Raw genomic sequence first — 22,014 nt, 5'->3', positions numbered from 1 at the left:
ACACGGGCAATAGAATTAATACAGTTAATAGGTTATAAACAGTATTATGCCAATAGAAAATGCCGCCTAAAACTCAGCGGCAACCTTCTTCGACTATATTGAAGAGAGTTGCCGCTGAGTTGCTGACTATAAAAAATTATGTTGGCTACGGCTTGCCATCAATGGGCTGCGGCGTGAAAATTAACCGCTCAACCGAGAAGCCGAGGTTTTGCGCTTTAACAATGAGCTGGTCGCGGAGGGTGCGCTCCAGGTGGGGCTTGCGGCTCAGCAGCCACAGGTTTTTACGGTCGGGCGTGCCCACCAGGGCGTAGCGGTAGTCGGCGTGGTCGAGGGCCAGAATCCAGTAGTCGCCTTCGAAGGGCCAGAAAAAGCTGACTCGCAGCTTGGCGTTGGTGGCAGCGTCGGCCACGCGGGCAATGCCTTTGGCGGTTTCGACTGGGCCGTTGAGGCCTTGCTGGTGGCAAGTGTTGAGCACACTTACCCGGCCATCGGGACGCAATTTGTACTCGGCCGTAACGTGCTGGCAGCCTTTCTCGAAGCGGGTCGGCAGCCGGGCCACTTCGTACCACAGGCCCATGTACTTGTGCAAATCGACGTGGGGCACGGTGGGAAGCGGCGGGTGCAGCTTGCGGCGGGCGTAAGCATAGGCGGCTACCCCCGTAGCCACGGTAGCAGCCAAAGCAGTGAAGAGAACCGGGCGGCGGAGTTTCGGGCGTTTAGCCATGAGCAGAACACGAGAAGGTGAAGCTAGCTGTACGGCTCGGCCGAAGGGAAGATATACGGGCAAGATCGAAGGCGTCAGCAAGCCGCGCGGCGCCATACCTAACAGGGCTTAGGGCTTCAGATCTGTTAGGTTTTCGTTGCACACTATTTCGGGTTCAATAATCTTTTTCAGCCGTTGAGGGTGATAGTTGTTGCTTACGCGGATTATTCAGTGAAACTTCTGCTTTAATGGAAACAGCCAACCTACTTCAGGATTCTCCCACCGAGGCCGCCCAGCTCCGGCAAGCCTTACGAGCCGACCGGGACGCAGCTCTCACGCAGCTTTACCGGAAAGCCTTTCCGATGGTGCGCCACTACGTGCAGCAGCACGGCGGCACGGCGCAGGAGGCTAAAGACGTGTTTCAGGACGCACTGGTGATTCTCTACGAGAAGACGGTGAGCGGCCAACTGCACCTAACCGCCGCCCCCACAACCTACCTGCTCGGCGTTGCCCGCAACTTGTGGCGGCAGGAGCAGGACCGTCGGCAGCGCCGCCCCCACGCCAGCCTGGACGAAAACCATCTGGAGCTACCCAACGAAGAGCCCGAACCATCAGCTGCCGATGTGCCGGTGCTCGACTACGTGGAGCGGCTAGGAGAGAGGTGTAAGAACATTTTGCTCTCGTTTTACTACTTCCAGCAACCGCTGGAGCAGATTGCGGCCACCCACGCCTACCGCTCGGTGCGCTCGGCTACGGTGCAGAAATTCAAGTGCCTGGAGCGGCTGCGCAACTCGGTGCGCAACGTATTGCAAGAAGCTCTGCACGCCTAAGCTCATGCGGCCCGAACTCGAACGTCTGCAACGCATAGAGCGCCACCTGCTAGGCACTTCACCGCAAGAGCAACCAGCGTGGGCCGTGCAAGAACTGCTCGATGCTGAGCTAAATTCCGATACCGAGGCGCAACAGCTGGTGTATCAGGGCCTGTACGTGGCTGGGCAGCGGCAGTTACGGCGGGAACTGGAGGCCATTCATGCGCGGCTCTACGGCGGGGTAGAATCCCGGCCGGGGCGGTGGCTGCGGCAAGCTACGGCCACCCTACGCGTGCTGCTGCGCCGAGGGGCGGGGCGCCGGTAGGCGTAATCCATTCATCTTTTCATCGGGCAGGGAGTTTCCCGCTTTTCAGCGGACAGGCCCGCGCATGCCCATTTTTTCCATTTACTATCATGCTCAACACGCAGGAATTTCGCCGCTTTGCCGTGCACGGTCAGGGCCTCAACGGTCTACAAGTCGACCAATACGTGCGCCTCGCCGAGGGCCTCGCCCGGCCCTTTGTAACCAACATGACGCGCTCCGTAATTGAAGAGCGGCCCGCGCGCTTCGCGGAAATCGACGTGTTTTCGCGTCTTATTATGGACCGTATTATGTTCCTGGGCACGGCCGTCGACGATAATATTGCCAACATTCTGACGGCGCAAATGCTGTTTTTGGAGTCAGTAGACGCCAAGAAAGACATTCTGCTCTACGTCAACTCGCCCGGCGGCTCCGTGTACGCCGGGTTCGGTATCTACGACACCATGCAGTACGTGGGTCCCGACGTGGCTACTATCTGCACTGGGTTGGCAGCCTCGATGGGTGCTTTTCTGCTGACGGGCGGCGCGGTGGGCAAACGCTCGGCCCTGCCCCACGCCCGCGTCATGATTCATCAGCCCTCGGGTGGCGTGCAAGGCCCTTCGGCCGACATCGAAATCACGGCCCGCGAAGTAGTGAAGCTGCGCCAGGAACTCTACACCATATATGCCGAACGCACCGGCAAAACCTACCAGCAAATCCACGACGACTCCGACCGTGACTACTGGATGCGCGCCGACGAAGCCAAAGAATACGGCCTCATCGACGAAGTGCTAGAGAAGAAATAAATGAGCAGTTAGGAATGAAGAAGGAGGAATTAATCGACCGCGCCGGTCAGCCCGCTTTTTCGGCGGGCTGACCGGTCGAAGGGCGCGCCGCTAAGTCAATGAATAATGAACAATGAACAATGAACAATTGCGCTAACCAACCAGACGAAACAACGGTAGCTGACGGCGACCGGTCAGCTCGCCGAAAAAGCGAGCAGACCGGCGGGTGATAGAATGAAGAATGGCTACGCAACCTGGTCAGTCGGAGGTCGCGTAGCGCATTCTTCATTCTTCATTCTTCATTCTTCATTCACAACACCACGTTCAGCACTTTCTCGTTGCCGGCCTGGTCGGTAAGGCGCAGGGTGGCTGGGCCGCGTAGGCGGGGGCCGAGCGTGTCGGCGCGCTCCGTGAAGAGGGTGGCGTTTTTGTGCTCGAAGCGCAGCATCCGGAACTGGCCATTCACTTCAAATGTGTAGCTAGCCAGGCCAGAGAGGTTGTCGCCAACTTTGAAGACCACGCCGTTCGAGCCTTTGCTAAGCAGCCGGGCCGAGGGCGGTATGGTGTCGGAGAGAATGCGGAACTGGCCAAACGACTTGATAAGGGCCGAAATAGCCGTGCCATTGGCGTCCCACTTGCCGCCCACGTACGCCTTGCCGCCCTTGGCCGTGACGCCGTAGATGGCCGTGCGGCGGAGGTCGGTTACCGGGGTTTCGGGCTTGAGGGTGAGGCGCATGGTTTCGTAGAGCGGTGTGCGGGGCATGTGCACTGTCCAGAGGCCAGCCTTGTAGCTGGTTTGCACGTAGAGGCTGTCGAACAACGTCTTGGGCGAGAAGCCGAGCTGTAAGGCGCTGGTGGTGAAAGCAAAATCCTGCCCCGACGGAATCATAGCCTGCCGGTCGAAGCGCCTCATAACGTTGCCGAAGCTGAGCGAATCGGGCAGGCCGGCGCGCAGGTCGTAGAGGTAGGTGTTTTCGCTGGACACCGTGTAGCTAGGCTTGAGCGTGAGGCGACGGTTGCCTTTGTAGAGCATGAGCGGCCCGCCCACGGCGGCCGTGTCGGGGTCCTGGGCCACGGCTACGAGCAAGTTGCGGCTGATGTCGTAGCGCAGAGAAGAGCGTTTTATGAGTGCCGAGCGGGTTTTGAAGTAGGCTGGCTGCTCGCCGCGCAACACGAAGCGCAGCGGCGTGCGGTTGCCGTAGGAGTCGGCCATCATGATTTCCACGCTGTAGAGCTTGCCCGCTTCCACGCGCAAGCGGCCTTTGCTCGCGCCGGTGGTGTACATATTCAGGTCATTGCCATCATCCACGAACAGCTTCTCAAACTGCCGGCCCTGCATGAAGCGCCACTCGTAATCGACGTGCCGATTGATCTGGCGCGAGCCTTCTGGGAACGGGATATCATCGATGACGTGCTGGTAGAGCGGCTGGCCGTTCACGCGCACTTCCACGCGCTGCACGCCGTTGCGGTTCCACATGCCATCAAACCGGTCGAAGGCCTGAAGAAGGAGCCCCACCTGCCCGAAAGCGGAAATGGTATCGGCCCACACGTAGCCCCCGCCACCGGGCAGGGGCGGGATTTTGGGCACAAACACAGCCTTGCCGAAGCGGCTTTGCACACGGGCCTCAATGCCCAGCGCCTCCACTGCAAACGCCTGCAACACGGGCGCCACGTGGTCCTGCACTTCCGCGAAGCCGCCCCATTGCAGCGGGTTGAGTTGGTGGTCGTCGGCGGTGCGCACTTCCCAGTGCAGGTGCGGCCCCGCCGACCCGCCCGTATTGCCCGACAGTGCCACTATCTCGCCGCGCTTCACGGGGAACTGGTCGGGCCGGAAAAACAGCTCCACCTCGTAGGTGCGCTTGGCATACTGCTGCCGCAGCAGCTCGGCCGCCACGGGTCCGCGGAAGTGATTGAGGTGACCATATACCGTTGTCAGGCCGTTGGGGTGCGTGATGTAGAGCACGTTGCCGTAGCCGTAGCTGCTGCGCTTGAGCCGCGAGATGTAGCCGTCGGCGGAGGCGTACACTGGCAAATCTACCCGGCCATCGGTTTTGATGTCGAGGCCGCCGTGGAAGTGGTTGGGCCGCAGCTCGCCCATGCTACCGGCCAGGTAGTTTTGCTTGCCGGGTTTGATGGGAAATAGGAAGTAGCCGGCTGGTACTTCGGGCTCGATGTCGGCCGCCGCGCTAGTGGAGTTTTTGGCAACCGACTTTTTCTCGGCCGTATCGGGTTCCTGGCCGCCGCAGGCAGTAGGAACACCTAGCGTCAGAAGCAATGGCAGCGCCACGCCCAACAGCTGGCGCGGGAAACCATAAAGGGAAGAATGGGGCATTCAGGGAAAAGTCAATAGGGAAAGCAGAAGAGGAGACGTAAACGCGCCGCTTCGGGTTGGGTAGGGCCGGGCTTGCCAAGCTGGTAGCAACTGCTTATTCCACCTGCTGAGGTTGTTACGAAGAATCAGAGGCGGCCGCGAAAAGTAGCGCGGCAGTCCGTTCCGAGCACGAGCGGCACGCGAGTCCCTCCGCGCTAAGGCAAGTGGCGCGGTATTGCCTATGCTTCGCTCGTCGCGGAACGGACTGCCGCGCCACTTCCCATCAACCAGCAAGTGTCAGCAACAAGCTGCCGGATAGGTAGCACGCAGGTGGTGGCTGTTAGCTGATGGTTTGGGCGTCTTGAGGACAACCTGCATCTACAAACCAAGAACCAACAACATAAACCACCCCAGTTATTTAATGGCCAGCTCCAGCATTTTCTGGTCTTCGATGTAGCCGGTCAGCTGGTCGCCGAGGCGGACGGGGCCGACGCCGCTGGGTGTGCCGGTGAAGATTAAGTCCCCCATTTTGAGAGTGATGAACTGGGAAATGTAGCTGATGATGGCCCCGAACGGGTGCAGCATAAGCCCCGAATTGCCCTGTTGGCGCACTTCGCCGTTCACTTCGAGCCGGAAGTTGATGTTCTTCAAATCCGTGAACTCGGCCAGCGGTTTGAACTCCTGCGAGAGCGGGGCCGAGCCGTCGAAGCCCTTGGCCAGCTCCCAGGGCAAGCCTTTGCTCTTGAGCTTGCTTTGCAAGTCGCGGGCCGTGAAGTCGATGCCCAGGCCAATACCGTCGAAGTAGGTGTGCGCAAATTTCTCCTCGATGTTCTTGCCATTCTTGCAGATGCGCAGCACCAACTCTATTTCGTGGTGAATGTCCTGCGAAAAATCGGGCAGGAAAAACGGCTGATTGCGTTGGAGCAGGGCCGTATCGGGCTTGGCAAAAATGACGGGCGCGTCGGGCGTCTCGTTCTGCAGCTCGGCAATATGTTCGGCATAATTGCGGCCGATGCACAGTATTTTCATGGGAGTTCGGGGCTTTGAAAGAGGAGGCCTTACGCTAGTGGGCTCGAAAATGGATGACGTTCGACTGTTTTACGTGAAGCAGAACGGCAAGCCAGACCCGGCCCCGGCAAAACCTCGGGGCCCAAAATTAGGCGTAAATCCCACCCCAAAACCTGTCGAGGTTGAAAAACATGGCCCGTGGGCGCCGGGCCAGGCGTTGAGCAAACATTTTGCGGGTCGCGCATCGTATAGTCAAAGGTGCCGCGCTTCTGCTGCTCTCGCTCCGTTCTTCCTCTCAGCCACACCTTTCGCCCCATGCTCAGAAAAATTGCCTTGGTCAGCTGCCTGTTCCTAGCGGCGGCCTGCTCCACGGTTCCCATCACCGGCCGCCGCCAGCTCAGCCTCGTTTCCGACGCGGAAATGAATACCATGGCCGCCACCGAATACCAGAAGGTGCTAGCATCCAGCAAAGTCATCAACAGCGGCGCCCAGGTGGCTATGGTGAAGCGCGTGGGCCAGCGTATTCAGCAGGCCGTGGAAACCTACTTCCGCCAGCAAAACGCGCAAGCCCAGCTCTCCGGCTACCAGTGGGAATTCAACCTCATCGACGACAAGCAGGAAAACGCCTGGTGCATGCCCGGCGGTAAAGTGGCTGTGTACAGCGGCATCATACCCATCGCGAAGAATGAAACTGGCCTCGCCGTGGTAATGGGCCACGAAATTGCGCACGCCGTGGCCCGTCACAGCTCGGAGCGCATGAGCCAGCAGATGGCCACGCAGGGCTTGGGCGGCGTGTTGTCGGCGGCTGTCGGCCAAAATCCATCGGCCACGCAGAACGTGTTTTTGCAAGTTGTGGGCGCGGGTTCGTCGCTGGGCCTGCTCAAGTATGGCCGCAGCCAGGAATCGGAAGCCGACCACCTGGGCCTCATTTTCATGGCCATGGCCGGCTACAACCCCGATGAGGCCGTGGCGTTCTGGCAGCGCATGGACGCGCGCGAAGGACAAGCCGCGCCGCCGGAGTTCCTTTCCACTCACCCTTCCAGCGGCACGCGCGTCGCCGATATTGAGCGCGAGTTGCCGGAAGCTCGCAAGTATTATAAACCCCGTTAAATTAATTATAAACTTATTTATAAACCGTTCTCACCGCTTATCTTGTCCCCATGATTCCTTACCCTCGATCTTTTTGGCGTCTGTTCCTAGCAGTCGGACTACTTACTACTACCTTACCAGCCTGTGAGACCACCAAGAAAGGCTTCCCAGAGCAAAAATCTCCCGAAGGAGAAACCGATGAGGCCAGCCGTCGCCGCCGCGAGCCAACCAACAAGCACATTGCTTCGATCGGGGAGCAGGGGCTGGTGAAATACCTGGTGCCTCGTGATCAACTGGCCCAAGCCTTTATCCAACAATTCGGCGACGGTACCAGCATCGACAAAACCATGGTGCGCAAAGTGCAAGGCAAGCCCAAAGAACCCGCCATGTACTATCTGGTAGGGTTGGGGCTGCGCAACGGCATGTTCCGGGGCATGGCCTTGCCGCTCACCAAATCGACGGAAAACGAACTGTACCTCAGCTCCAACGCCGACCGGTACATTATCTCCGGCGTGGGCTGCGCGTTCTGCTTTTTCAACTTCGAGCGTAACGATATTGTGGGCACCAGCTGCGAAGAAAACACCGGCGGCAGCCGCTGCGACCTGCGAGTAGAAGAAACCAACACGCTCTTTCCCACTCGCTAGCCATGCTCAGCCGTAAATGGATTCTGCGTCTCTCGCTCACGGCTTTGGCCCTGCTCGTCACCACCGACCGGCGTCGGCCACGGCCTGAACCTCCCAAGCCACTCAAACCGGAGCCAGAAGAAGACGAGCAGGCTGAGTAAAATGTGGCGTGGGCTTCAGCCCGCAGCCCCTGGTACATGGGTAAACTGCTTGCTCATACGCCAGGACTGCGGGCTGAAGCCCACGCTATAATTACACCATGCCTTCCTCGGCGGAACTGATGAAGCGGATGATGCGCGCCGCCAGCAAGTCGGGGTTTACTTTCTCCAGCGGGTGCGGGGTGTTCATGATGATTTCGAACATGGCCCGCGGCATGTAGTCGGCGAAGTGACGGGAGGCGTCTACCCCGGCCGTTTTGTCGAGTTCGCCTACCAACACCTGCACGGGTACTTCCAGTACCGACAGGTTTTCTCGCGTGAGCAAAGGCACGTCGCCGAGGCCGCGCATGAGGGCGGCGGTTGCTGTTAGCAGCTCTGGCAGGGGCGTAGGCGCGTGCAGCCGCTCTAGTTGCGCCACGTACTGTGGTACTTTTTCGCGCATCCTCTCCGCGTCCAGAAAGCGCGTTTCCAGCGCCGCCGTAGCCGGCGACCAGTCTAACTTGGTGCCCAGCGTAGTGATACTGCGAAAATGCTCCGGGGCTGCTACAGCCGCCGCCAACGCCGCGTAGCCGCCCATGCTGTAGCCAAATACGTGGACGGCCGGTAGCTTTTTATCCTGTAGATAGTGCAGCAGCTCCCGCACGAAACCGGCCATCGTAAACTCGCCCGCCACCAGCGGCCGGCCGCCGTGGCCACTGAATTCCACCGGGTGCACATCGTAGAAAGCCGACATCTCGCGGGCCAGCGGCTTGTGTTGGGCCGCCGAGCCTAGGGCTCCGTGCAACAGGATGAGGGGCGGCTTCATTGCGTAATTTCCGTGGCGAGCTGCGTTAAATCGAGGCCATCAAACGTGCCCGACGACATCATCAACAGGTTGGCGTTCTGCCAGTTTTGGTCCCGCAGAAAAGTTTCCAGCTCTCGGCTGTCAGTGAACACGCGCAGGTTGGGGCGCTGGAAGGCGGTTTGCACGGCCTCAGGCGGTAAGTCGGGTAGGCGTTTGTGTTGGAGTACGTGGGGGTTGAAATACACGATGGCCTCGTCGGGCGCGTCGAAGGTGTGAGCGTACTGGGGCAGGAAAGCTGGGTTGAGCGAGCTGAACGTATGCAGCTCCAGGCAGGCTACCAGGCGGCGCTTCGGATACTGCTTTTTGAAGGCCGTAGCGGTGGCTTTGAGCTTGCTTGGGGCGTGGGCAAAATCCTTGTATACCACCGAGTCGTGGCCTTCGCGCACCAACTCTAATCGGCGAGCGGCGCCCTTGAACGAGCCTAGCGCCTCGTAGAAGTCCTTGCCCTTGATGCCGAGCTGCTTGCACACTTCCTTGGCCGCCGAGATGTTGCGCAGGTTATGCTCGCCAAATACCTGCACGGGCACTTCTTCGTCCTTCTTGTTCAGCAGATACGTCTTGCCGTCCCGAATCACGTGGTCGTGCGGACCGTAGCCGATGTAATGCACGTCGGGGTTGCTGGGCACGGTCACGAGCTGCACCTGCTCGTCGTCACGGTCGTAAATGAGCGTGCCGGCCTTGGGCGTCATGTCAGCGAAGATCTTGAACTGCTCCCGGTACATTTCCTCAGTCGGAAACACGTTGATATGGTCCCAGCTGATGCCGGAAATCACGCCGATGTGGTGGTGGTAGAGGTGAAACTTCGGCCGCCGGTCGATGGGCGACGACAGGTACTCGTCGCCTTCGATGATGATGATGGGCGCGTCGTCGGTGAGCTGCACCATCAAATCAAAGCCTTCGAGCTGGGCGCCCACCGCGTAGTCGAACTGGCGCTTATGGTAGCGCAGCACGTGCAGAATGAGCGAGGTAATGCTGGTTTTGCCGTGCGAGCCGCCAATTATCACGCGCTGCTTGTTTTTGGACGCTTCGTAAATGAACTCCGGAAACGAGTACACCCGCAGCCCCAGCTCCTGAGCGCGCAGCAACTCGGGGTTGTCGGCGCGGGCGTGCATGCCCACAATCACGGCGTCGAGGTCGGCCGTAACTTTCTCCGGAAACCAGCCCTCGGCGGCAGGCAGCAGCCCGGCCGCGGCCAAGCGGCCTTTGGCGGGCTCAAAAATCTCGTCGTCGGAACCCGTGACGTGCGCGCCGCTCTGGTGCAGGGCCAGGGCCAGGTTGTGCATAATACTGCCCCCAATGGCAATCAGGTGCAGGCGTTGAAGCGCGGAAGGAGTAGCGGCCATTCAATAAGTAAGGTAAGCGGGCGGCAAAGGTAATGAGGTGACAGGTGGCAAAGGTACTGTCATCCTGAGCGGAGCGAAGGACCTTCCTCTTAACTATCTGAGAAGTTGATGCGTGAGCCCAGTGGGACGGGCGCCATGTCGGTAATGCAAGTCGGGTCCACGCAGGTAAGGCTCTATCGGCGTGATATTCAGCCAGGCACATGTGGCTCTAACGGAGCTTGACCAGGCGGTAGAACCGGTATTTCTACCGATATGCCGCCCCGCCGGGACGTGATGCTTCGCAACTCCGCGGGTAATAGCACAGAGCCTACTCGTCTTTACAAGCGTCGCCTACGTGTGCGGCTTCCACAGGCTCTTTCCCCCGCCGACCCGACATGCTGTAGCCAGGAAAAAAATAGCCTTTAACTGCGGTGCGCATGGGTGAGCTTTTCAAAGATGATTAGGCTGGGTAACCAGAGGAAGGTCCTTCGCTCCGCTCAGGATGACAGTACCTTTGCCACCTGTCACCCAAAACCTGTCACCTCAACAGCATACACAAAAGAAACCTTTTCTGCTAGTGGCCACTTCTTGGGCTCAGCCGTTAGATTTGTACCCCTTTGGGTGGAAAATTTAAGTGGAACGGATGCTTCAGCTACCCGAAAACCACCTAAGCTGCTTATCTTGTACGAATACCCCTGAGTGATGAACGACCGGATGGATGACCGCCTGAAACTATCGGCCTCGCGCGCCAAAGCTGCTCTCACGGGCCGGCCCACGCCATCGTTGCCGATGGGTGGCCCGGCGGGCAAGCTGCCGCCGCAGGCCCTCGAACTAGAAGCCGCCGTGCTAGGCGCGCTCATGCTCGAAAAGGACGCCCTAACCACCGTAATCGATATTCTGAAGCCCCAAAGCTTCTACAAAGACGGTCACCAGCGCATCTTCAAAGCCATCCTGAACCTGTTCGACAAGTCAGAGCCGATTGATATTCTGACCGTGACGCACGAGCTGCGGGAGATGGGCGAGCTGGAAGCGGCGGGCGGGGCGCACTACGTGGCCAACCTCACGTTCAAAGTCAACTCGGCGGCCAACATCGAGTATCACTCCCGCATCATCACCGAAAACGCCATCAAGCGGGAGCTGATCAACATTGCCAGCGTTATTCAGCGCGACGCTTTCGAGGACACCACCGACGTATTCAACCTGCTCGACAGCACCGAGCAAGCGCTGTTTGAAGTGTCGGAATCAAACATCCGCAAGAACTTCGACGACATGCGCAGCCTGATGGGCAAAGCCATCAAAGAGCTGGAAGAGAAGAAGGATCAGAAGGATGGTCTCACCGGCGTACCATCCGGTTTCTCAGCCCTAGACCGCGTAACCAGCGGCTGGCAACCGTCTGACTTAGTAATCATTGCAGCTAGGCCCGGCATGGGTAAGTGCCTGGGCAAAGGTACCAAGGTGCTCATGTTCGATGGCACGCTGCGCAACGTGGAAGACGTGCAGGCTGGCGAGTTGCTGATGGGCGACGACTCTACCCCGCGCCGGGTGCTGAGCATCGCCCGCGGCCGCGAAAAAATGTATTGGGTGCGCCAGAACAAGGCCGAGGACTACCGCGTGAACGAGAGCCACATTCTCTCGCTCAAGCGCAGCCGCACCGAAGGCCCGCACCGCCACGGCGACGTGCTCAATATCACCGTGAAAGACTATCTGGCCAAAGGGCCGAAGTTTCGCTCGAATTACAAAGGCTATAAAGTGGCTGTGGAGTTTGCCAATCAAGAGCTGCCAGTAGATCCGTATTTTCTGGGGCTGTGGCTAGGCGATGGTAACACCGAAAACTGCCGTATAACGGCGCAAGACTCAGAAATCATCAGCTACCTCAACGAGTACGCCGATGAGCTGCAATTGCAAGTAACGGTAGGCGTGGCCGAAAACCGCTGCAACTCTTACGGCATCACGCGCGGCCGGCAAGGTGGTAGCCTGATGCAATTCTCGTTGCAGGATGAGCTGCGCCAGCTGGGCGTACTCGGCGACAAACACATTCCGCAGGCTTACCTCATCAACAGCACCGAAAACCGCCTGCGTCTGCTGGCGGGCCTGATTGACTCGGATGGCCACCTAGACGTGGTGAGCAACGGCTACGAAATCACGCAGAAGAATCATCGGCTGGCCCGGCAAATCAAGTTCCTGTGCGACTCTTTGGGTTTCCGCACTTCGCTCAAAAAGAAGCGGGCCGTGATTACGACGCGGGGCTACGAGAGCGAGGTCTACCGCGTCCGTATTTATGGCGATGTGAACCGGGTACCGGTACGTGTAGCCCGCAAACAGGCCAAGCCCTGGGCCAGCAGCGTGGACTGGCGCATGACGGGCATCACGGTGGAGTTCGACCAGGAAGACGACTATTACGGCTTTGAGATTGACGGCAACCGGCTGTTTCTGCTCCAAGACATGACCGTGACGCACAACACGGCTTTCGTGGTGTCGGCGATGCGCAATGCGGCGGTGGAGTTCAAGAAGCCGGTGGCTATTTTCTCGCTGGAAATGTCCTCGTTGCAGCTCGTGAATCGTCTGATTTCGGCGGAGGCGGAGCTGGATTCCGAGAAAATCAAGAAGGGCAACCTGGCCGACTACGAGTGGGCCCAGCTCAACCACAAGATTTCGGCCCTGTCCTCGGCCCCGATTTACATTGACGATACGCCGGGCCTGAGCATCCGGGAGCTGCGCACCAAGTGCCGCCGCCTCAAAGCGCACCACGATATTTCGATGATCATCATCGACTATCTACAGCTGATGTCGGGCAACACGGATGGCGGCAAGGGCATGGGCAACCGCGAACAGGAAATTGCCTCGATTTCGCGGGCCCTTAAAGGCATTGCTAAGGAGCTGAACGTGCCCGTGCTGGCCCTCTCGCAGCTTTCGCGCTCCGTGGAAACCCGCGGCGGCGACAAAAAGCCGCAGCTGAGTGATCTGCGCGAATCGGGCTCCATTGAGCAGGACGCCGACATGGTAATCTTCCTCTACCGCCCGGAGTACTACAAGATTACGGAAGACGAAATGGGCAACCCGACGCAGGGCACCGGCGAAGTCATTATTGCCAAGCACCGAAATGGCTCCCTGGAAACTGTGCAGCTCAAGTTCATCGGCCGCTTCACCAAGTTCGCCGACCTCGATGGCGCGGGTGGTTTCGGCGACGCCGGCTTCAACCCCGGCGCCTTCCCGCCCAGCAGCTTCGACGAGCAAACCGGCTTCACGCCGAACACCATCCGGCTAGGCTCCCGCCTCAACAACGACGGTCCGCCGCCCGCCCAGCCTTTCCCCCGCAGTAATTTTGACGACGGCCCCCCGCCGTTTTAAGTAGTGGCCTTACGCACGGCGGCCTGTGGGAAGCCCCAGCGGGGCGGTATATCGGTAGAAACCAGCTGGTAAAAACCACGAAAGCCCCGTAGGGGCGACACCAACCGTTCAACGATTGGTGTCGCCCCTACGGGACTTGGTTCAATAGCGCAGCTGTTTTTGCTACCGATACCGCCCCGCCGGGGCTAAACAAGCGCCGCCGTGCGTAAGTCCTGAAGTAGTGGGATGTTGGTACTGGCTAGGGAGATTAAGTTTTGAAAGCGCCGGATGGAAATATCCGGCGCTTTTTTGCTACCTAGAGTAGATGAAAAAATGGTTGTTGCTTTTCCTGCTCTTTGCCGCGCTTTTGCACAATCCAGCCCGCGCGCAAAGTAGAAGAGGCAGGTCGGCCCTTGGGTTAGAAGGTGCTAAGCTGGCGCTCCAAACGGCACTGGCAGATTCTGTGCAGCAGAGCGTGGTTTCCCCCGGGCAACTGCTCATAAAAGACAGTAAGACTGTTATTCAGGTTGTGGAGCCGATACTGTTCAGCCGGTATGGCCGCCAGAAAATCGAAGACCAACGGCCGTACGAAAGCTACCTCATAGACACGTACTGGGTGATAGCCGGGTTGCTGCCCGAAGCATCCAAAGGAGGCACCTTTCTCATCATTGTGGATGCTCGAAATAACCGAGTGTTGCAGTTGACGCACGGGAAATAAGGGCCTGTTGCCGGTTTTTCCGCAACTTGCCGCCGTGAAAACTCTGCTCCGACACGACCTGACCTTCCGCCTCAACGGCCGCCTGTGGGTGGAAACGGATGATGAACGGTTCATGGGCATCGGGCGGCTAGAGCTGCTCACGCATATTCAGGAGCAGGGCTCCATTTCGAAGGCCGCGCAGCAGATGGGTATGTCGTACAAGCGGGCCTGGGATCTGGTGAGTTCGCTCAATGCGCAGGCGGCCCGCCCGCTGGTACTCACCCAGGCTGGCGGCAAGAGTGGCGGCGGGGCCGAAGTAACAGCCGAAGGACAGCAATTGGTGCAGGAGTTTCGGGCGTTGCAGGAGCGGTTTCAGGAGTTTCTGCAGGCAGAAGCGGCGCGACTGCTATAGAGACGTGGCACGGACTTCAGTCCGTAGCCCTACAATTCTCCCAGATTACGTTATAGACTACCGCTCAGGCGCTATCTGCTGTATTGTGCCATGTATGGGACTACGGACTGAAGTCCGTGCCACAAGGGTATCGTTGCGCTGCTCGAAAACCAGTATGCGCGAGCCCAAGCTACACGCATGGTGAAAAACTATTGAGGGAGATTAGAAGGTAGTGCTAGAAGAATAATCTTTTCCCGCCGAGAAGCCATTCATCACCTTCTACGTTATGTTTGTGAAAATATAACGAGGCTTACAGACTGACTTGATGAAACACATAGTACGTAGCACGCTGGTAGGTTTCGTGATGGCGGGAGTGGCGATGGCCGGGCCTGCGTGGGGTCAGCAGCCAAAAGCGGGACGCGCGGCAGCGGCAGACACCACACGCAAAAGCGTGACTCTTGGCGAAGTGGTGGTGTCGGCGTCCAAGGTGGAAGAGAGCTTTTTGCAGTCGCCGGTGACGGTGGAGAAGCTGAGCGCGCGGCAACTGCGCCTTACGCCGGCGCCCTCGTTTTTCGACGCCATTGAGCACGTGAAAGGCGTGCAGGTGATTACGCCGAGCCTGAGCTTCAAGGTGATAAACGCGCGCGGCTTCACCAATACTACCAACGTGCGCTTTGTGCAGCTCGTGGACGGCATCGACAATCAGGCGCCGCACATTGGCGCCCCGATTGGCAACGTGCTCGGGCCTAGCGACCTGGATATTCAAGCCGTGGAGATAGTGCCGGGCACGGCCGCCGCACTCTATGGATTGAACGCCATCAATGGGCTGGCGAATTTCACGACGCGCAACCCGTTTGTGAGTGAGGGACTGAGCGTACAGCAGAAAACCGGCGTCAATCACGTCAATGACCCTAACACCGGCGCCCGGCTATTCTCCGAAACCAGTGTGCGCTACGCCAAGGCCCTCACCGATAAGCTGGCTTTCAAAGTCAACGGCACCTATCTGCGCGGTTACGACTGGATTGCCAACGACCAGACGGATATCAACCCCAACGGCAACGCCACCACTGACTTGTTCGGGGCTGAAAACCCGGCGCGCGACCCGGTGAACAGCTACGGCAACGAGTCCTCGAACCGCAGCCCGCTCACGCTTGGTGGCAAAAGCTACTCCGTGGCCCGCACCGGCTACAATGAAAAGGACATCACCGACTACAACCTGCGCACCCTGCGCTACGATGCCGCCCTGCACTACAAGCTGACGAGCCGCGCCGAACTAGCCTATACCTACCGCGGCACTCGGCTCGACAACGTGTACCAGCGCAGCAACCGGTTCCGCCTCGACGACTACCGCCTACAACAGCACGCCTTGCAGCTCAGCGGCCCGGTGGTGCAGGCGCGGGTGTACCTCACGCAGGAGAATACAGGCAAGAGCTACAACCTCCGCTCGGCCGGCGAAAATCTGGACCGCAGCTTCAAAACCGATGCGCGCTGGAGCCAAGACTACACCGCCGCCTGGAACGGCGCGGTAGGGCAGGGGCAAACCGTAGCGCAGGCCCACGCCACCGCCCGGGCCGCCGCCGATGCGGGCCGCCTCCAGCCCGGCACGCCGGAGTTCGAGCAGAAGCTGGCGCAACTGGCCGACATCAACAACTGGGACCAGGGCGCTGCGCTGCGCGTACGGGCCCGAATGCTGCACGGGGAGGGCCAGGTGAACGTGGGCGAAGCCCTGCGCCGCCGCCGCTCCGCCTTCCCAGCCTGGGCCGACCTGCTGGTGGGAGCCGACCACCGCACCTACTTCATCGAGCCCGACGGCAATTACTTCATCAACCCGGAGAAGGGCGAAGACCCGTACAGCACGCTCACGTACGGCAAAATCGGCGGCTTCGTGCAGGCGGGTGCGCGGCTGCTGAGCGAGAGATTGCGCCTCACGGCCACGGTGCGCGCCGACAAAAACGACTACTTCAGCACGCGCTACAACCCGCGCCTCACGGCGGTATACTCCCTCACGCAGCGCCATAATTTCCGGGTGAGCTACCAGAGCGGCTACCGTTTTCCGAGCCTGTTCGAGGGCTTTTCCAACGTGAACAGCGGCCAGGTGAAGCGTATTGGTGGGCTGCGGGTGATGTCGGATGGGGTGTTTGAGAACAGCTACCTGCGCAGCAGCATCGACGCGTTCAACAACGCCGTTACGGCCGCTATCAACGCCAACACCACCTCGGCCAGCGCGGCGGAGAAGCGTCGTTTGGCCATCGAGCAGAACAAGGGCCGGCTGGTACGCAACCCGTATACCTACCTCAAACCCGAGTACATCCGCTCCTTCGAAGCCGGCTACAAAGCGGCGCTGCTGCCGGAGGGCCGCCTGTTGGTGGACGTAGATTTCTACTACAACTCCTACCGCGACTTTATTGCGCAGGTGGAAGCCTACGTGCCCAAAACCAACAACCCGGACTCCGCTGCTATTTACCTAAACACCCGCGCCACCCAGAACCGCTTCCGCCTCTGGACCAACGCCCAAAGCAAGGTATACAACTACGGCGGCTCCCTGGGGCTGCGCTACGATGTGGCCAGCGGCTACCTGGCCGGCGCCAGCGTCACCTACGCCCGCCTCGACCGCACGGAATCCGGCGATGGACTGGAGGATGGCTTCAACACGCCCCGCTGGGCCTACAATTTGAGTTTGGGCAACGAGAACGTCTACAAGAACTTAGGTTTCGGCCTCAATTACCGCTGGCAAGACAGCTACTTTTCCCAGACCTTCCTCGTCGTGGGCAACGCGCCTGCCTATCACACGCTCGATGCTCAGCTCAGCTACACGGTGCCCGTGCCCAAGCTGCGGCTCAAGCTCGGCGCCAGCAACGTGCTCAACGAGTACTACGTGAGCTACCTCGGCGGCCCAAGCGTGGGCGGGCTGTACTATCTGGCCGTGACGTATGGGCTGTAGAAGCAGGCAATGCGCAGCAATAGATCTATGCTTCGCTAACGAAGTGCTCATGGGATATCCTAATATTGCGTTGTAAAACCAGGGGCAGCTTGTCTGGTAGTAGCCCGTACAAGCTGCCCGTTATCAATCTTTAAAATAAGCATCATGGGAAAAGTAGGACTATTGGTGCGGCTGGAAGCTCAGCCCGGTAAGGAAGAAGCGGTGGCCGATTTTTTGCTTCGCGGCTTGCCCTGGGTAGAGCAGGAGCCCGCCACCCTCACGTGGTACTGCGTGCAGATGGGCCCGTCCACGTTCGGCATTTTCGACACCTTCCCCGATGAGGCCGGGCGCAAAGCGCATTTGGGTGGCAACGTAGCTATGGCTCTATTTGCCCACGCCTCCACTTTGCTGACGGCCGAACCTACCGTCGAACTGCTGGACGTACTGGCCTCGAAAGGCGCGTAGGGAGTAACTTCTTCTGCACTCTTACAAGTCACGCGAAAGGCCCGGAACAGCTATTTCGGGCCTTTTCATTAGGAGGTATGGCGATAGGTTACGTGTTCTCTGCCCCGGCCTACAGTGAGCAGCGTCAGATGAGCTTCCTCCCAAACGCTCATCTCTGAAAAATACCGAATAAACTATCATTCATTTCAGGGATGTAGCCCCAGCTTGCCGCAGTTTTGTATCATTACTTCAACCAACAACCCATACAGCCATGACAGGACAAAAAGTAGGATTACTAGTGCGGCTCGAAGCCAAACCCGGCAAGGAACAAGCCGTAGCCGATTTTCTGCGTGGCGGCTTGGCCCTGGTAGAGCAGGAACCCGAAACTACCACCTGGTACGGAATCCAGATAGGGCCCTCCACGTTCGGCATTTTCGACACCTTCCCCGACGAAGCCGGCCGCAAAGCTCATTTGGGTGGCCGCGTAGCCGAAGCTCTGTTCGCAAACGCCGCTGAGTTATTGGCCTCGGAGCCCACCATCGAAATGCTGGACATCCTGGCCTCGAAAGGCGCGTAGGCGTTTTGGTATCTCCTCAAAACAAGAAGGCCCGGAGCAGTTGTTCCGGGCCTTCTTGTTTATATATAATTGGGTATCCTACTTTTTCTCCTCTAGCTTGAACTCAATATTCACTAGGTCCGTTGGGGCGTCCTGGCGCATCACGGGTTGCGGAGTGATACCAATTTTTTCGGGGTCGAAAGGACCTAGGAGTGCCAGATTCTTTTGCGCTTCCATGAGCTTGGCGCGGCTGAATACGTCGCCGGAGCGGAGAGGAATGGCTGCCAGCAGCGACTTGGTGGGCGTTTTGCCGTTGCCCACGAACGTGATGGTACCGAGCTGCGCTTTGCGGCCTTCCGCAATCTTGAATAGCAGGTTTATGCTGCCATCGGGCTGGCGGCTAGCAGTGGGCACGACGGAGAAGAACAAGTAGCCCTGGTTCATGTAGAGCGAGGTTACGTCGCGGTTATCCGTTGAATAATTCAAGCGCTTTGCCACCGCTAGCGAATCATAAGCATCACCGGGTTTGAGTCCGAGTGCCTGATTAAGGCGGTCGGTGGGCAGCACGGTATTGCCTTCCCACGTGATACGGCCAATACGAGCCGCTGTAGCCGCCGAGGAGGTGGCCGTAGCGGCGGTGGAAGCCGCCGTGGCTTCGGAAGCTGGCGAGCCTACGCAGGCAGTAGCCAGCCAAGCGCCGGCCAAAACCGGCAACACCAGGAGAAAGCGCAGCTTCTGCGCGGGGCGGGAGGAGGGCGTTGTGAGCATCGTGATGCGCAGAAAGATTTGCTTGGTGGAAAAAGTATGAACCAGAGAAAGAGGAAGCTGCTGAGCAGCTAGCTTAATGAGCAGCTGCCCGTAGCTTGTGATGCTGCCTGAAGTGCGGGCTACGGCGGCATCGGCCAGATATTCGTGCACCTCTTTCAGCTGTTTGCGCAGGTAGAAAATGGCCGGGTTGAACCACAGCACCGCCGCCGCCGCTTCCAACAGCAGAACATCGAGCGTGTGGCCTTGCCGCACGTGTACCAACTCATGCTGCAGAAGCTGCAGTTGCTCTTCGGGGCTGAGACTTGTGTGCCGTGGCGAGAGAAACACGAAGCGCCCAAAAGAAAAAGCCGGCAGCCGCTCATCCGTGAGATGCACCAGTTGGCAGGAGCCGTGGGTGGTGCGCGAATGTTGCCGCACCAGCTGCCGGAGCCACCACAGGTTCCGGGCGAAACGCTGTAGCCGATACAACAGGCCTAGCGCGTAAAGAGCAAGAGTGCAGGCTGCCAGCCAAGGCCAAATACCTACCGGCGCGTTTGGCGCGGGAGTGTTTGCCGCGGCCACCGAGCGGCCCCAAGTCAGCGGCGGCAGCAACAGGCCGCTTGTCGCCGCTGGATCAGGAGCCAGAAGAGAGGAGAGAAATGGGAAGGAAAGCAGTGGGAGCGTCAGGCTGGCGACTACGACGCTTAGCAGGTACCAGCGGTTCCAGCTGAAATAGGTGAGGCGAGCCAGCAGCACCCGGTAAGTGAGGGCAAAAGCAGCCAGGCAGAACGAAGCTTCCGCCAGATACAGCAGCAGGCTAGTTGGCATCGCCGGTGGGTTTAGAAGGCTTGTCAGATGCCTGTAGCATGGTGAGCAGCTGCTGTACCTCCTGCTGATCGAGCGTTTCTTCTTCCACCATAAACGACACTAAAGCCGAAGGCGAGTTGTCGAAATACTGCGTGAGCAGGCGCTTGAAGCTGGCGGCGCGGTACTCGGCGCGGCTAATCAGCGGGAAGTACTCGTACGTCTTGCCATAGGCTTTGAAACCGGCGTAGCCCTTGCGCTCCAGAATGCGCACCACCGAGGAGATGGTGTTATAGGGCGGTTTAGGTTCGTCCGGCAGCTGTTCGATGATGTCCTTTACGAAGGCCTTCTTCAACTGCCAGAGGACTTGCATGATGCGCTCCTCCGTTTTGGTTAGTTCTTCCATGTGGTAAAGGTGCAACGTATAAATAAGTTTTACAACTTATTTATACGTTAATAAACTTATGCATCAGTTTTATCTGATAAACAGGCTATTGCCTGTTTAGCCTTCAGGCGTCAATAAGTCCGCCTGAGCGTGAGTGTGTCGCCCGAGTATTCTTTACCGACAAATTCCTGCTACTTCCGACCGAGTTTCCTGTTGTGTGCAGGTTCTAGCCTTCAGGCTCCGCCAACACTTTCCCAAATCACTGGCCTCATGGCCTTTTCCTTATGAACTCCCTGCAAGACCTCCATACCGTCGCCAGCGGCTTTCAGCAAACGGCCAAGATGCCCGTGCTTTTCGTGGGCCACGGCTCCCCCATGAACGCGCTGGCCGACAACCCTTTCACCCAGACGCTGCACCAGCTGGGCCAGGAGATTCGGAACCGGCAGGTGCCGCGGGCCATTCTGGTGGTGTCGGCGCACTGGCTCACGCGCGGCACTTTCGTAGCCGTGAACGAGCGGCCCGAAACCATTCACGACTTTGGCGGCTTCCCGCAGGAACTGTTCGACATGCAGTACCCCGCGCCCGGCGCGCCCGACGTGGCCCAGGAGGTACTCGCCGCTTTGCCCGATGCTCACCCCACCGACGAGTGGGGCCTCGACCACGGCACCTGGACGGTGCTGCACCACCTGTTTCCGGCCGCCGATGTTCCCGTGTTCCAACTCAGCATCGACTACTACAAGCCCATCACCTTCCACGCCGAGCTGGCCCGGCAGCTACAGTTTCTGCGCCGCCGGGGCGTGTTGATTCTAGGCAGCGGCAACATCGTGCACAACCTGCGCCAGAGCATGCCCAGCTTCATGCAGAACGATGCCCGTCCGCACGACTGGGCGGTGGAGTTTGATGCCTGGGCCAAAGCCAAAATAAACCAGCGCGACCTCGCCGCTCTGGCCCACTACCAGCAAGCCGGGGCTAGTGGCCCGCTGGCTGTGCCCACCCCCGACCATTACATTCCCATGCTCTACAGCCTGGCCCTGGCCGAACCCAACGACGATATTCGCCATGCCTTTGAGGAAGTGAGCTTCGGTGGCATGAGCATGCGCACGTTTGTGGTGGGGTAGGCCGCTGTTATTTGTCCGTATGCCCCACAGCTTGCGGCTCACAGCTCTAGAAGTCTTCCTCTCCCTCAATCCAGAACTCCAGCAGGCTATCCTGGCCGATGTGCGGGGCGAACTTAGTGGCTAGGGCGGCCAGATTGGTCCCGGTTTCCAGCGGAATCCAGCCTTCCAGGCCAGGATATTGGCACACGCGCTGCACCTGAAACTGCTGCTCCGGCAGCTGCGCGAACCGCAACACTGGCAGCATATAAGCAAAGCGGCGGATTTCCTTGGCGCTCATGCCTAGATCGGCAGGGTTGTGCGGGTATTCGTACACCGTTACGGCGTCGGGCTCCACGTCGAGGTGCAGAATCTGGAGCGGCGAATACTGGTATACCAGCTCCTCCACCAGTTCCACCATGTCGGGCGGCACGGTGGTGGGCACGATTTTGCGAAGCGTGGTTTTGCCATCTTCCGGGTACTCATACCACTCAAAGCCCTCGGGCATGGCTTCCAGAATTTCCTCAGCCGGGTAGCGGGTGAAATCCTTGACGATGTAATAGCGGACACCTCCTTTGCTGGTACGGGCAGCCCGCACGTAGTAGGTTTCCTGGCGGCGGTTGGTGTAGTGCAGCGGCATGAGGGAGCGAAGAATGATACGGTAAAAGGCTGCCCCGAAGTAAACGCCCTCCTGAT

21 protein-coding genes are annotated in these 22,014 nt (G+C 59.0%); 13 read left to right on the top strand and 8 right to left on the bottom strand.

Annotated features, from left to right (window positions below; genetic code table 11):
* Positions 1-145: 145 nt before the first annotated feature.
* Entirely contained in the window at positions 146-724 is a 579-nt protein-coding gene (locus ACYSMN_RS16425) for a lipocalin family protein (protein ID WP_488924996.1), read from the bottom strand.
* 227 nt (positions 725-951) lie between these two features.
* Here ACYSMN_RS16425 and ACYSMN_RS16420 point away from each other — a divergent pair, with 227 nt between their 5' ends.
* From ACYSMN_RS16420 to ACYSMN_RS16410, 3 genes are all read left to right on the top strand, one after another.
* Positions 952-1,533 (top strand): RNA polymerase sigma factor, encoded by a 582-nt coding sequence (locus ACYSMN_RS16420; RefSeq protein WP_488924995.1) that lies wholly within the window; start codon positions 952-954, stop codon positions 1,531-1,533.
* A 4-nt stretch (positions 1,534-1,537) separates the two neighbouring features.
* Positions 1,538-1,837: a hypothetical protein gene (locus ACYSMN_RS16415; RefSeq protein ID WP_488924994.1), complete on the top strand. Its 300-nt coding sequence runs from the start codon at positions 1,538-1,540 to the stop codon at positions 1,835-1,837.
* 89 nt (positions 1,838-1,926) lie between these two features.
* Positions 1,927-2,619: a ClpP family protease gene (locus tag ACYSMN_RS16410; protein ID WP_488924993.1), complete on the top strand. Its 693-nt coding sequence runs from the start codon at positions 1,927-1,929 to the stop codon at positions 2,617-2,619.
* Between the two features lie 289 nt (positions 2,620-2,908).
* Here the strand turns inward: ACYSMN_RS16410 and ACYSMN_RS16405 are convergent, their stop codons facing one another.
* Together ACYSMN_RS16405 and ACYSMN_RS16400 are read right to left on the bottom strand one after the other, a co-directional pair.
* Complete coding sequence (locus ACYSMN_RS16405) at positions 2,909-4,930, bottom strand: M23 family metallopeptidase (protein WP_488924992.1); 2,022 nt, start codon at positions 4,928-4,930, stop codon at positions 2,909-2,911.
* Between the two features lie 393 nt (positions 4,931-5,323).
* Positions 5,324-5,938: a fumarylacetoacetate hydrolase family protein gene (locus ACYSMN_RS16400; protein ID WP_488924991.1), complete on the bottom strand. Its 615-nt coding sequence runs from the start codon at positions 5,936-5,938 to the stop codon at positions 5,324-5,326.
* A 294-nt stretch (positions 5,939-6,232) separates the two neighbouring features.
* Between ACYSMN_RS16400 and ACYSMN_RS16395 the strand changes: the two genes are divergently transcribed.
* From ACYSMN_RS16395 to ACYSMN_RS16385, 3 genes are read left to right on the top strand one after another with little or no spacing between them, the layout of a single operon-like run.
* A complete protein-coding gene (locus ACYSMN_RS16395; protein ID WP_488924990.1) occupies positions 6,233-7,027 on the top strand; it encodes a M48 family metallopeptidase in 795 nt (264 codons plus the stop codon).
* 50 nt (positions 7,028-7,077) lie between these two features.
* A complete protein-coding gene (locus ACYSMN_RS16390; RefSeq protein WP_488924989.1) occupies positions 7,078-7,650 on the top strand; it encodes a hypothetical protein in 573 nt (190 codons plus the stop codon).
* 2 nt (positions 7,651-7,652) lie between these two features.
* A complete protein-coding gene (locus ACYSMN_RS16385; RefSeq protein WP_488924988.1) occupies positions 7,653-7,790 on the top strand; it encodes a hypothetical protein in 138 nt (45 codons plus the stop codon).
* 91 nt (positions 7,791-7,881) lie between these two features.
* Here ACYSMN_RS16385 and ACYSMN_RS16380 read toward each other — a convergent pair whose 3' ends face one another.
* Together ACYSMN_RS16380 and ACYSMN_RS16375 are read right to left on the bottom strand one after the other, a co-directional pair.
* On the bottom strand, positions 7,882-8,592 hold the full coding sequence (locus ACYSMN_RS16380) for an alpha/beta fold hydrolase (RefSeq protein ID WP_488924987.1): 711 nt from the start codon (positions 8,590-8,592) through the stop codon (positions 7,882-7,884).
* A complete protein-coding gene (locus ACYSMN_RS16375; RefSeq protein ID WP_488924986.1) occupies positions 8,589-9,974 on the bottom strand; it encodes a UDP-N-acetylmuramate--L-alanine ligase in 1,386 nt (461 codons plus the stop codon). Before ACYSMN_RS16375 ends, ACYSMN_RS16380 begins: the two co-directional genes overlap by 4 nt.
* 768 nt (positions 9,975-10,742) lie before the next feature.
* On the opposite strand from ACYSMN_RS16375, the gene dnaB reads away from it, so the two are divergent.
* From dnaB to ACYSMN_RS16345, 6 genes are all read left to right on the top strand, one after another.
* Positions 10,743-13,301 (top strand): replicative DNA helicase, encoded by a 2,559-nt coding sequence (gene dnaB, locus ACYSMN_RS16370; RefSeq protein WP_488925013.1) that lies wholly within the window; start codon positions 10,743-10,745, stop codon positions 13,299-13,301.
* Between the two features lie 304 nt (positions 13,302-13,605).
* Entirely contained in the window at positions 13,606-13,998 is a 393-nt protein-coding gene (locus ACYSMN_RS16365) for an NTF2 fold immunity protein (RefSeq protein ID WP_488924985.1), read from the top strand.
* 34 nt (positions 13,999-14,032) lie between these two features.
* Complete coding sequence (locus tag ACYSMN_RS16360) at positions 14,033-14,389, top strand: winged helix-turn-helix domain-containing protein (RefSeq protein ID WP_488924984.1); 357 nt, start codon at positions 14,033-14,035, stop codon at positions 14,387-14,389.
* Between the two features lie 304 nt (positions 14,390-14,693).
* Positions 14,694-17,309, top strand: coding sequence for a TonB-dependent receptor (locus ACYSMN_RS16355; RefSeq protein WP_488924983.1), 2,616 nt, complete (start codon positions 14,694-14,696; stop codon positions 17,307-17,309).
* Between the two features lie 144 nt (positions 17,310-17,453).
* Positions 17,454-17,753, top strand: a complete 300-nt coding sequence (locus tag ACYSMN_RS16350; RefSeq protein WP_488924982.1) for a putative quinol monooxygenase — start codon at positions 17,454-17,456, stop codon at positions 17,751-17,753.
* Between the two features lie 250 nt (positions 17,754-18,003).
* A complete protein-coding gene (locus ACYSMN_RS16345; RefSeq protein WP_488924981.1) occupies positions 18,004-18,309 on the top strand; it encodes a putative quinol monooxygenase in 306 nt (101 codons plus the stop codon).
* 78 nt (positions 18,310-18,387) lie between these two features.
* Here the strand turns inward: ACYSMN_RS16345 and ACYSMN_RS16340 are convergent, their stop codons facing one another.
* Together ACYSMN_RS16340 and ACYSMN_RS16335 are read right to left on the bottom strand one after the other, a co-directional pair.
* Positions 18,388-19,863 carry a M56 family metallopeptidase gene (locus tag ACYSMN_RS16340; protein WP_488924980.1) on the bottom strand — a complete coding sequence of 492 codons (1,476 nt, stop codon included), beginning with the start codon at positions 19,861-19,863 and terminating at the stop codon, positions 18,388-18,390.
* A complete protein-coding gene (locus ACYSMN_RS16335) occupies positions 19,853-20,245 on the bottom strand; it encodes a BlaI/MecI/CopY family transcriptional regulator (protein ID WP_488924979.1) in 393 nt (130 codons plus the stop codon). The genes ACYSMN_RS16340 and ACYSMN_RS16335 overlap by 11 nt, the downstream gene beginning before the upstream one ends.
* A gap of 263 nt (positions 20,246-20,508) precedes the next feature.
* Between ACYSMN_RS16335 and ygiD the strand changes: the two genes are divergently transcribed.
* Complete coding sequence (gene ygiD / locus ACYSMN_RS16330; RefSeq protein WP_488924978.1) at positions 20,509-21,342, top strand: 4,5-DOPA-extradiol-dioxygenase; 834 nt, start codon at positions 20,509-20,511, stop codon at positions 21,340-21,342.
* Between the two features lie 46 nt (positions 21,343-21,388).
* Here ygiD and ACYSMN_RS16325 read toward each other — a convergent pair whose 3' ends face one another.
* Positions 21,389-21,958 (bottom strand): hypothetical protein, encoded by a 570-nt coding sequence (locus ACYSMN_RS16325; RefSeq protein ID WP_488924977.1) that lies wholly within the window; start codon positions 21,956-21,958, stop codon positions 21,389-21,391.
* Positions 21,959-22,014: the final 56 nt, after the last annotated feature.

This window comes from Hymenobacter sp. M1-2 (genome assembly GCF_057808495.1).
Note: the sequence above shows the minus strand (reverse complement) of the source record. Positions and strands in the feature narration are given on the sequence as shown.